Here is a 10,794-nt window from a genome sequence, read left to right as displayed (position 1 = left end):
GAAGTTAAGCCCACCAGCGCCGATGGTACTGCGAAAGCGGGAGAGTAGGCCGCCGCCAGTTTTTATTTTATTTTTAAAAAATCCTTTATCTTATGATAGAGGATTTTTTTTGTTTTATACCTATACCAACCCAGAAACAGAACATCAGTAATAAGCAATGAATAATAAGTAATGAGCAATCAGTAATAAGCAATGAGTAATCATTAACGAATAATTATTCCTATTGCTATCAGTATCAAACGCTTTACATTGATCGCTGATGAATCATCATTCATCAATGATCATTCAACATATTTCCTCCCGATTGTCACTCCGTAGGAGTCTAAACAAATCTATTATTCTATTCTATCATCAAGTATATCTAAGATTATTAGGTCACTTAAGTATTAAAAAACTCTCTAGTATTCCTTTGAATCCTTTGTACTCTCATCAATATGGCTGGATTCCTACGGAATGACATAATTGGGGATATTAGATCTTAGAATGTAAATACTTACAACTCCTATCCCCGCAACCCAGATCATTCATCAATGATAATAACACATGTAAAGCGGTATATTCATTAATTTATCATCAACTTTATTCAATTACCCGGGATTTTTTGTTTTTTAACTTGAAAATTGTGTAACTTAGTAATATCAAAATGATTACGAATCTAAAAATATATAGCATGAAAAAACATTTATTCCCTCTATTTTTACTATTTTTCGGTATGACTGCACAAGCACAGCAGGATTTCTTTGCGATTACAGGAAAAGAAACTCAAAGCATTACTTTCAATGATTTACGTACCATTGATGTGGTTAATGGAACTTCCGGAGAGAAAGTTTTTACAGCCGATTCTTCAGCAAAAGTATTTTCACAGGTTAGAAGAGGTATTGTAGCGGAAGACAGAAACTCCTACAGTAACTCTCAAGCAATAACTCTGGCTGCCCTGGCTTATGACTCTTCGAATAATAGTTTGGTATATATGCCCATGTTTTCTTCTAATATCTATATTTTAAATCCTCAGACAAAGGAGATTACATTAGTAGAAAATAGTATTGCAAGAGTATCATCATGTGATATCAATTCTCATATTACAAGAATGACAACAGGGTATAATGGAAGTATTTATGCTGTGAATAATGCTGGCACACAATTTCTGGAAATTAATAAAAAAAGTGGACAATATGTTGTGAATGACCTTGGGATCATTAAAGATGATTCTTCTAACGGTAGAAATTCTTTTACCGCTATGGAAACTGGTTTTGGTGGAGACATGATTGCTGATGCAGATAATAACTTCTATGTTTTCGCTGCTTCAGGAAATGTTTTTAAAGTTCTGACAAAAGAGTTAAAAGCTAAGTTTATTGGTAAAATTACCGGAATTCCTGATAATTACTCTGTTAATGGATCCGCTGTAAATGCTCAGGGGAAAGTTGTAATAGCAAGTGCAAAAGGAGCGGCCTTATATGAGGTAGATCTGGCAACTTTACTGGCAAAACAACTTCCAGGAGAGCAAGGATTACATATTTATGATTTGGCAAGTAAGTATTTTGCTAATGATAAAGGTTCTAATATTAATACCCTGACAACCAATCTGGATATTTATCCAACTAAAGTAGATGAACATTATATCAACGTTCATGTTAATAAGAATATAAAAGGTAATATTAAACTGAATATCTTTGACATGTCAGGTAAAAATGTGATGACTCAGAATTTATCTGTGAAAGATACTTCGCTGGATGAGAAAGTATATCTTAAAGGATTAGTGGTTGGGGCCTATATTATAAATATTACTGATGAATCGGGAAAAGCATTATTCAATAAAAAGATTCTTGTAACAAGATAATTAAGAAATTTAATTACGAATATAAGGACCTTTTCAAATCATTTTGAAAAGGTCTTTTAATGATTATTTGATATTCAATAAATTTTATTTTTGGATATTAAAATGTACTTTTATAAAAAAATATAGATGAAACTATACTTTAATGTAGGATATATTGTAAAGGCTGGTGAAAATTTGCAGTTGGTAATTGGTGAAGAGGGAACTGCAGTGCACATTCATACTATGTTTTCTGCAGAGAATGGGATATGGAAATGTGAAGTAGATAATTTCTCAAAATCTATTTCTTATCAATACCGCGTAGCAGATGAAAAAGGCAATGTATTAAGAGAGGAATTCGTTCCGCATCATCTTAGTTTTCCACATAATTATAAGGAATTTGTAATTTTTGACGAATGGAATAATAAAAATTTCCCTGAAAACTATTTAAACAACAAAATTCTTTACAATAAGCTGCATGATTTTGTTCCCGAAAAAATAACAGCTCTAAAAAAACATACCCATTTATTCAGAATAGAAGCTCCTATTTATAATCTGGATTGGAGGATTGTACTTTTTGGAAGTACTGCATCTTTAGGAAACTGGAGTTATGAAAAAGTTATTCATTTACATCAGACAGATTTTGGAATGTGGGAAGCTTCTGTTGAAATTCCAGAGAATGAATTTATCCAGTTCAAATACTGTATTTACGATACCAAAGAAAACAGAGTTATCGATGTAGAAACCGGAGAGAACAGATTTACGGTTGCTAATCCATTAAGTGATGTTTTGCAGATTGTTTCCAATCATTACTTTAGATTTAAAGGATATCAGATGTATCATGATGCCGGAGTTGCTGTTCCCGTATTCTCTTTGAGAAGCGAAGACGGATTCGGTGTAGGAGAATTCTCGGACATTAAAAAACTGGCAGATTGGACAAAAGAAACGAATCTGGGTATTATTCAGATTCTTCCGATTAATGATACAACAGCGAATTATTCCTGGACAGATTCATACCCTTATGCAGCAGTATCTGTATACGCTCTGCATCCACAATATATCTCTATAGAAAAGCTTGATTATTCTTTACCGAAGGAGTTAGTTGAATCTTATTCATCTGAAAAAGAGAGATTAAATGCCTTGGGTCTGATTGATTATGAAAAAATGATCGAAGGTAAATGGAAATATCTTACCGCTGTTTTCTATGCAGAAAAAGATAAAATCTATAAAGACAGGAATTTCAAAAAATTCTTAAAGGATAATGAATATTGGCTTATTCCTTATTCTGCATTCTGCGTATTGAGAGACAAATATAAAACACCCAATTTCAACGAGTGGAAAACACACAAAAAATATATTGCTGGAAAGATCTTACAGTTTTTTACAACGAAAAACAAAGATTACGATATCTCAATGCTTCATGCCTGGGTACAATATCAATTACATATTCAGCTCAAAGATGCCGTTGATTACACCCATAACCTGGGAGTTTCGTTGAAGGGAGATCTTCCAATCGGAATTTATAGGTATTCCGTAGAAGCCTGGACAGAACCGGAATTATTCGGAATGGATTTTCAGGCTGGTGCACCTCCTGACCAATTTACAGAACTCGGACAGAACTGGGAATTCCCTACTTACAATTGGGAAGCTATGAAAGCAGATGACTATAGATGGTGGAAAAATAGATTCAAAGCATTGGAACAGTATTTTGATGCAATGAGGATCGACCATATTTTAGGTTTCTTCAGAATATGGAGAATGCCTGTTTCTGCTGTGCAAGGGATTTTAGGATACTTTTATCCGGCTGTTCCTATTGTTGCGGAGGAATTTAAGGCCTGGCAGATTCCGTTTAATTTTGATAGGTATTGTAAGCCTTTTATCAACAATGAGGTATTATGGGAGTACTTTGGAAAAGATAGTGGGAAAGCCCTCGAATTTATGAACCGTAATGCTAACGGAACCTATGTATTCAAAGAAGAATTTGATACCCAGAGAAAGCTGGTTAATTTCTTTAAGAAAAAATCATATGGTGCGCTTGAAGAACAATTGATTTCTCTATGTGCTAATGTTTTGTTTTTAGCAGAAGAGAGAAATGGTAAAACAGTTTACCATCCAAGGTTTAATGTATACAATACTGAGTCTTACAAATATCTTCCGGAATTGGAGCAGAAAAGTATTTATGATCTGTATCACGACTATTTTTTCAGAAGACAGGATCATCTTTGGTCTGAAAAAGCAATGGAAAAACTTCCCGTTATCCTGAATGCTACCAAAATGCTGATCTGCGGAGAAGATCTGGGAATGGTTCCTGCATGTGTACCGGTTGTCATGGACGAATTAGCCATCATTGCTTTGAAGGTACAGCGAATGCCTTCTGAAAATATTCCGTTTTATAATCCTAAGAATGCAAACTATATGAATGTAGTGACAGCATCTTCACATGACAGCTCAACCCTGAGACAATGGTGGAAAGAAGATCCTGCTCTTACTCAAAAATATTTCAACCAGCAGTTGATACAGTATGGAAAGGCTCCCGCAGATTTGAGTCCTCATCTTGCGGAGATCATTATGAAGCAGCATTTATATAACGATGCTATGCTGGCTATTTTCCCGATTCAGGAATTTCTGGCAACAGATTCAGAGCTTACCAATAAGAAAATGGATAATGAAAGAATTAACAATCCTGCGGTTTTCCCACACTATTGGCGCTACAGAATGCATATAAATCTGGAAGACCTTAAAAAGAAAGAATCCTTCAATGCAAAAATTGCTTTTTGGATAAAAGATAGTGGAAGAATGTAAATTTAACAATTGATTATCAATTAGTTATTGATAATTTAAAAGAAGTTTGATCTTAGGATTTAACTTCTTTTTTTTATTTGTATCAAAAAGATAGAATTAAGATATTCTGCTATATATTAACCAAATAACGACTATAGAGATGAAAAAAATATTTTTAGGATTAGCTTTTGGGTTGGGCGTTTTGACGTCGGCTCAGCAGTATCCGAACAATGGTTGGGGTGATGATGGTTATTATCAGAATGGAGAAGGCTATTACAGCGACGAAGATGACAGAAATTATTTCCCTGACGATTATTATTACAATTATCCTCAGGATTATTATCCAAGTGATTATTATCAAAGCTATTATAACGACTACAGAGGAAGTATTGTTAATATCGACTGGAACGGATTTTTTGTACAGAACAGATTAAGCCGCTGGCAGGTAGACCAGATCATGAGACTTAATAATCTGTATGCAAGTTTTACAGCTTGGGATAATTTCTACCGATATAATCCGGACAGATGGTATTATGATAGGTTTTATGCATTAGAAAGAATTGTAGGACCGAGAGTATTTGTTGTTTTCCAAAATAACTATTACAGAGGCTCAAGCCCGGTTATATATTTCCAGAATTACAGAAGATCGTATTATGGACCGAGATATACTGTAATGCCAAGATATAGAAATATCAATATCAATATTTACAGAGTAGACAGGTCAAGATTCCGCAGAATGGATAACCCTACTTTTGATATCGTCAGAAGAGACAACAGAGGGGGAAATGGTTTCAGAAATACGAGAACCGAAAACTCAGGTGGTTTCCGTGATAATAATGGCGGTTTTAGAAGCACTAATAACGGGAATAGAGGAAATTCGGATAATAACGGAGGTTTCAGAAGTAATAATGGAGGAGGATTCAGAGGAAACTCAGACAATGGAGGAACCAGAAGTAATACAGAGAATAATGGAGGTTTCAGAAGCAGTAATGGAGGCGGTTTCAGAGGAAACAGTGAAGTGAGAAGAGATGCTCCCAAAAGAGAAGATAATGGTGGATTTAGAGGTAACAACGGCGGAGGCAGACAAAGATCTGAAAGCTCAGCGCCAAGCCAACAGAACCGTGGTAATAATGGAGGCTTTAGAGGAAGCTTAGTAAAGAATTAATTTTCATATATTATATTTAAGTGGTGTGAAGGACAGGTTTTTATAATCTGTCCTTTTTTTTGTGTGTTTATTGATTTGTTTTTGTTAAAGTTTAACATTATTTATGAATATGTTAATTTAACTTGTGTTTTAATTAATAATCAAAAAGGTATAATAACAAAATAACAATTAATTAAATTTTAAAAAGATGAAAAAATTAGTTTTAGCAATAGCATTTATCGGAATGGGAAGTTTTGCAATGGCACAACAAACTACAACTCCACAAGACAGACAGGCAAGAGCCGTTGAAATGAAGCAGAAAATGGAACAGAAACAGCAGGAACGTCTTGCAGAAATGCAAAAAGACCTTAATCTGAACCCGTCTCAGGTAGCTCAGGTAAAAGCCCTTCAGGACAAAAAAAATGCTGAAAGGAAAGCTGAGTTCGAGAAAAATAAAGGAGACAGACAACTTAAGATGCAGGAGATGCAGGCCAAAAGAGCACAAATGGATGCTGATATGAAAAAAATTCTAAACCCTGAACAATATGATAAATGGCAGGCTGATAGAAAAGCAAAAGCAGAGAAAATGAAGATGGCAATGAAAGAAAGAAAAATGATGAAAAAGCCGATGAATACGGGAGCTGCTGATGTAAAATAACAGCCTGTAATTTTAGTTTTTTAATGTGTTAAGGATGGATGTTTCTCCATCCTTTTTGTATTAATTTTCTTTAAAACTTTTGATTTCGGGCTTTTATTCCCTATTTTTGACTATAAATTTAATACTTATGGTAAGCGAAAAAATTGCAAAATTAATTAACGAACAAATTGCCCACGAACAATACGCCGCTCAATATTATCTTTCAATGTCTGCATGGTTTTCTGGAAAAGATCTGGATGGAATTGCCAACTATTTCAGAGTACAAAGCAAAGAAGAATTGATGCACGCAGATAAAATGTTTGATTATCTGAATGATGTAGGTGGGGAAATTATCATCGGAGAAATTCCAAAACCTCCACATGAGTTCGAAAATGCAACAGATATTTTTGAGAAAGCATTGGCACATGAGAAAATAGTAACTAAAAGTATTTTCAATATTGTGAAAAATGCAAACGATGAGGGAGATTTTGCAACAACGTCATTCATGCAGTGGTTTATCAACGAACAGGTAGAAGAAGAAGCCAGCGCTTCTCAATACGTAACGAAAATCAAAATGGTATGCGATAATCCTTCTGCACTATACCTTTTTGACCAGGAATTGTCTCAGAGAGTATTTGTTCCTGCTACAACAGTTTAAAACTGAAACTTCTCAAAATATAAAACCGCTATCCAATGGAATAGCGGTTTTTGTTTTTTTATATGAGAGAAATACATAAAACGGGAAGAATTACCTTCTTAGCTTTTGCCTCTGTATCCTCACAACAGTAATAAAAACTATTGCTCCCAATACAAAACTGAGAAACAAAGATTTTGCAATGTTTTCAGTAGGCATATACCGATGGTCATCTTGCGTGACAGGTGGATCTATATAATTAATAATATTATAGCTGGCTACTGTGGAGACTGACATGATGATCAGGCTTATAACACAGGAAATTAAATATATTTTCATGGTTGTATCAAAATAAAATGGCAGATCAAATGCTATTTATTATTAATAAAAATAATAAAACCTTTTCTATTTTGAAGCGTTTTTATAAGAATTTATATGTTAATCTTTTGATAAGGTTGGGATTTGATAATTTATAGATAGATAATCTGAGTCTTGAGAACCTTTTTACCTAGACGTTCAAGTATATTTTTATACCCTTCTACCTGTGCCTCATCCTTAGCTTTCTGCTCACCAGTCTTAAAATCAACAATGATATACCCCTCCTCACCTTTTAAAATACGGTCAGGCCTGAATATATGACTTTCCCCATTTTCAGAGATCATAATATCTTTCTCGTTGATCACTTCCCATTTTTCATCAAAGAATTCTGCATAAGTTTTCACGATTTCTTCTAAAGTGAGCTGTATTTCATTTTTTTCCTCTAGCGTAATCTGTCCTTCCAGCGCATATCCTTCCAGCACTTTGGAAATATCCTTTTCTGTATTGATCTTTGATAAAAGCTCATGAACAAATAGCCCGATTCTTACCTTTTCATTTCTTACCTGATAGTTTTTAGACGGCGTAGCAATCTTGATAGAAGTACTTTTTTCATTGACATTCTTCAGATCCTGAATATTCTGGGTTTTAAAAGATGAACTTTTATCTTTCGAATTTTTTTTCAGCATTTCAGGCTTCACTTCATACAGATCAAACTCATCAGCCTGTTCCGGATTCTTTGTTTGAAGGAATTCAAGGAGCTCAAGATTATTAGAGGTCTTATTGGCTTTCTGAATATAGAAAAACAGCTGTTCAACAGGTCTGGTGGTAGCAACATACTGCAGACATAATCTGTCAATCATATTTTTGTAGGAATTTTTACTGTTGAAAAACAGAATTTCCTCATCATATACTTCCAGATTCTTACTGAACTGATTGATATTGACAGATTTTAAAGCTTCATTTTCATTCGTATCAAACCAGTTGGTAAATTCACTATCCCGGTTTTTGTTCATCATAGGAATAAAAACAATAGGAAACTCCAATCCTTTAGACTTGTGAATGGTCATGATCTGGACCGCATCAATGTTTTCTGAAGCCTGAATAGTGTAAGAAGAAGCTTCCTCATCCCAATATTTCAAAAACTCTTTCGTACTGGCGCCCGCATTCTGAGTGAAGTTGAAAAGCATTTCCAGGAAGTTCAGTAAAAAGTCGGTCTCTTTACCTTCAACAGAAAATTCGTTGATGTAATATTCGATGAAATTGTAGAGATTAAACCTCGGAAAATTATCCTGCTTAAGCTTCAGTGCATATTTTTGCTGAATAAACTGTAGTATTTCTTCATGTCCCTCAATATCCAGAATTTCTTTCATTCCTAAAGTGAAATCAGGCATATGAATTTTTCCTAATGTATTCAGATGATACATCATCATGATCAGACAATGTTTATTCTTAGGATTAATTTCCCATCGCAGAAATTCAATGACAGCCTTTAGTGTATTGGAAAGTTCCAGCGTAAGACCTTTATCGGAAATTGTTTTAATATTAGTTTCCTCACCACGATACTTAACCTTTAAACCTCCCAGTTTTTGAGAATAGCTGAAAATATCAAAATTTCCACGACAAAGAATAGTGATGTCAGAAAACTGGAAACCATTGTCCAGGCATTCCTGGATGTCTTTCTTCATCCTCTCGGAAGTATCATTGTAGAACTCTTCATTTGTAAGATTATCAATCAGATTCACTTTTACACGTCCGTCAATCTTTGATTTGGGACTTTGTTCAGCATCTTCCCCGAAAATATTCTTATGCTCTTCCAATAGTCCTTCAGAATGAAAACGGTACAGCTCATTGTTGAACTGTACAATATTTCTGGCACTTCTCCAGTTGTCCTTTAATACAAGAAGGTCAGCTTCCTTGGGTGAAAATTCTTTTTTGTTGATAATATCCAGCATCAGTTTACTTTCTCCACCACGGAATCTGTAAATGCTCTGCTTAGGATCACCCACCAAAGTAAATGAAGTATACTCCGTAGAAACACTGTGATCTCTCAGCGGGACAAAATTTTGCCATTGCAGTTCAGACGTGTCCTGAAACTCATCAAAGAAATAATGCTGAAACTGTGCGCCTATCTTTTCATAAATAAAAGCAGAAGGTTCGTTTTTCAGATTTTCATTGATCAGGATATTAAATTTAGAAAGAAGGACAAGATCATTTTCCTCTTCAATTTTTTGAAGTTCATCCTGAATATCCTTATTTACCTTTAAGGGAAGAAGAGCAGATAATACTTTCTCTTTCTTTTGAGTCTCAATATACAGAAGGATAAGTTTCATTCTGCTATCAAGAAGTGGGTCAAGAACCTCAAAAATCTCAGACTCTTTATGCTTTGATTTTGAAGAGGCTCCTTTTCTGTAATTGTTGATAACAGATTCTTCCTGAGTAGTAGGAAAAGGAAACCCAGCTCTTTTCTGTTGGTAAAAGTCTATGACCTTGGTAAAGAAGCCTCCGATTCCGTTTTTACCCTGAGCAAAATCTTCAATATCAATATTTCTTGATTTGAATAACTCAATAGAGCTGGCCGCAAGTTCCGCAGACTGTTTTTTATTGAGAACAATTTCTTTACGAAGCGTATTCTTTATATTTTCATAATTGGCATCGTCAAAACTTTTATTGCTTTTCAGGTGCTCATAGTGAATATCCTTTACAAATTCTTTTGCCGAATCATAAAGATTTTTGTTAAGATTGATTCTTTCATTATTTTCAAGACTGTAGTCTACATAATCCATGAAAGAATTCGAGATGGTTTCATTTTCCCCAATCTGATCCAGCATTTTATCAACGGCTTCTATCAAATAAGGTTCAGCTTCAATTTCAAGATTAAAATTTTTAGCCAGCCCCAATTCATATGAAAAGCTTCTTACCAGCCTTGAATTAAAACGGTCAATAGTTCCGATATTCAATGTGGAATAATTGTGGAGAACATAATCCAGTAGTTTCTTAGAACGATGATGAAGCTCATCAATTGTAATTTTTAGTCCCTGCTCTTCAAAAGCTTTCTGGATATTTTTCAGATCAGTATTCTCTGCATACTCTTTAGCTGTGAAATTTCCCAGCCAGGACAAAATTCTTTCCTTCATCTCGTTTGCTGCCTTATTAGTAAAAGTAAGAGCGAGAATATTCCTGATCGACTGCTGTTGATTAGGATAGCGGAGACAGATCATCAGAAGCCTTTGTACCAGGGCGTAAGTTTTCCCGGATCCGGCTGAAGCATTGATGACTGTGTAAGAATTTTGCATTGTTAAAAGAGAATTGAGACTGCAAGTTAGCTAAAATTTAAAAGAAAATTTAACAATTTAATCGGGCTATTTAACAGTTTAGAAGGCAAAAATCAAAAAGAAATATTAAAACGCGTTAACTGTGGTTAAACTTATGGTAAACATTAAAAATAATTTTAGCTTTGCTCTATAAAA

6 protein-coding genes are annotated in these 10,794 nt (G+C 34.4%); 5 read left to right on the top strand and 1 reads right to left on the bottom strand.

The window, feature by feature from the left end; all coding sequences use genetic code 11:
- Nucleotides 1-670: 670 nt before the first annotated feature.
- The 5 genes from AC57AW_RS01790 (at nucleotide 671) to AC57AW_RS01770 (ending at nucleotide 7,033) form a co-directional block, all read left to right on the top strand.
- Nucleotides 671-1,837 (top strand): T9SS type A sorting domain-containing protein, encoded by a 1,167-nt coding sequence (locus tag AC57AW_RS01790; RefSeq protein WP_496350619.1) that lies wholly within the window; start codon nucleotides 671-673, stop codon nucleotides 1,835-1,837.
- Nucleotides 1,838-1,963: 126 nt separating this feature from the next.
- On the top strand, nucleotides 1,964-4,615 hold the full coding sequence (locus AC57AW_RS01785) for a 4-alpha-glucanotransferase (protein ID WP_496350618.1): 2,652 nt from the start codon (nucleotides 1,964-1,966) through the stop codon (nucleotides 4,613-4,615).
- Nucleotides 4,616-4,754: 139 nt separating this feature from the next.
- A complete protein-coding gene (locus tag AC57AW_RS01780) occupies nucleotides 4,755-5,759 on the top strand; it encodes a hypothetical protein (protein WP_496350617.1) in 1,005 nt (334 codons plus the stop codon).
- Between the two features lie 187 nt (nucleotides 5,760-5,946).
- A complete protein-coding gene (locus AC57AW_RS01775) occupies nucleotides 5,947-6,396 on the top strand; it encodes a hypothetical protein (RefSeq protein ID WP_318849334.1) in 450 nt (149 codons plus the stop codon).
- Between the two features lie 127 nt (nucleotides 6,397-6,523).
- On the top strand, nucleotides 6,524-7,033 hold the full coding sequence (locus AC57AW_RS01770; RefSeq protein WP_496350616.1) for a ferritin: 510 nt from the start codon (nucleotides 6,524-6,526) through the stop codon (nucleotides 7,031-7,033).
- A 446-nt stretch (nucleotides 7,034-7,479) separates the two neighbouring features.
- Here the strand turns inward: AC57AW_RS01770 and AC57AW_RS01765 are convergent, their stop codons facing one another.
- Nucleotides 7,480-10,620 carry a UvrD-helicase domain-containing protein gene (locus AC57AW_RS01765; RefSeq protein WP_496350615.1) on the bottom strand — a complete coding sequence of 1,047 codons (3,141 nt, stop codon included), beginning with the start codon at nucleotides 10,618-10,620 and terminating at the stop codon, nucleotides 7,480-7,482.
- Between the last annotated feature and the right edge of the window lie 174 nt (nucleotides 10,621-10,794).

Source organism: Chryseobacterium sp. BGA-UO-ETr-SB22, from assembly GCF_059567885.1.
Note: the sequence above shows the minus strand (reverse complement) of the source record. Positions and strands in the feature narration are given on the sequence as shown.

Coding starts and splice junctions, on each gene's coding strand:
- AC57AW_RS01790 (WP_496350619.1), top strand. CDS start 671: ATGAAAAAACATTTATTCCCTCTATTTTTACTATTTTTCGGTATGACT.
- AC57AW_RS01785 (WP_496350618.1), top strand. CDS start 1,964: ATGAAACTATACTTTAATGTAGGATATATTGTAAAGGCTGGTGAAAAT.
- AC57AW_RS01780 (WP_496350617.1), top strand. CDS start 4,755: ATGAAAAAAATATTTTTAGGATTAGCTTTTGGGTTGGGCGTTTTGACG.
- AC57AW_RS01775 (WP_318849334.1), top strand. CDS start 5,947: ATGAAAAAATTAGTTTTAGCAATAGCATTTATCGGAATGGGAAGTTTT.
- AC57AW_RS01770 (WP_496350616.1), top strand. CDS start 6,524: ATGGTAAGCGAAAAAATTGCAAAATTAATTAACGAACAAATTGCCCAC.
- AC57AW_RS01765 (WP_496350615.1), bottom strand. CDS start 10,620: ATGCAAAATTCTTACACAGTCATCAATGCTTCAGCCGGATCCGGGAAA.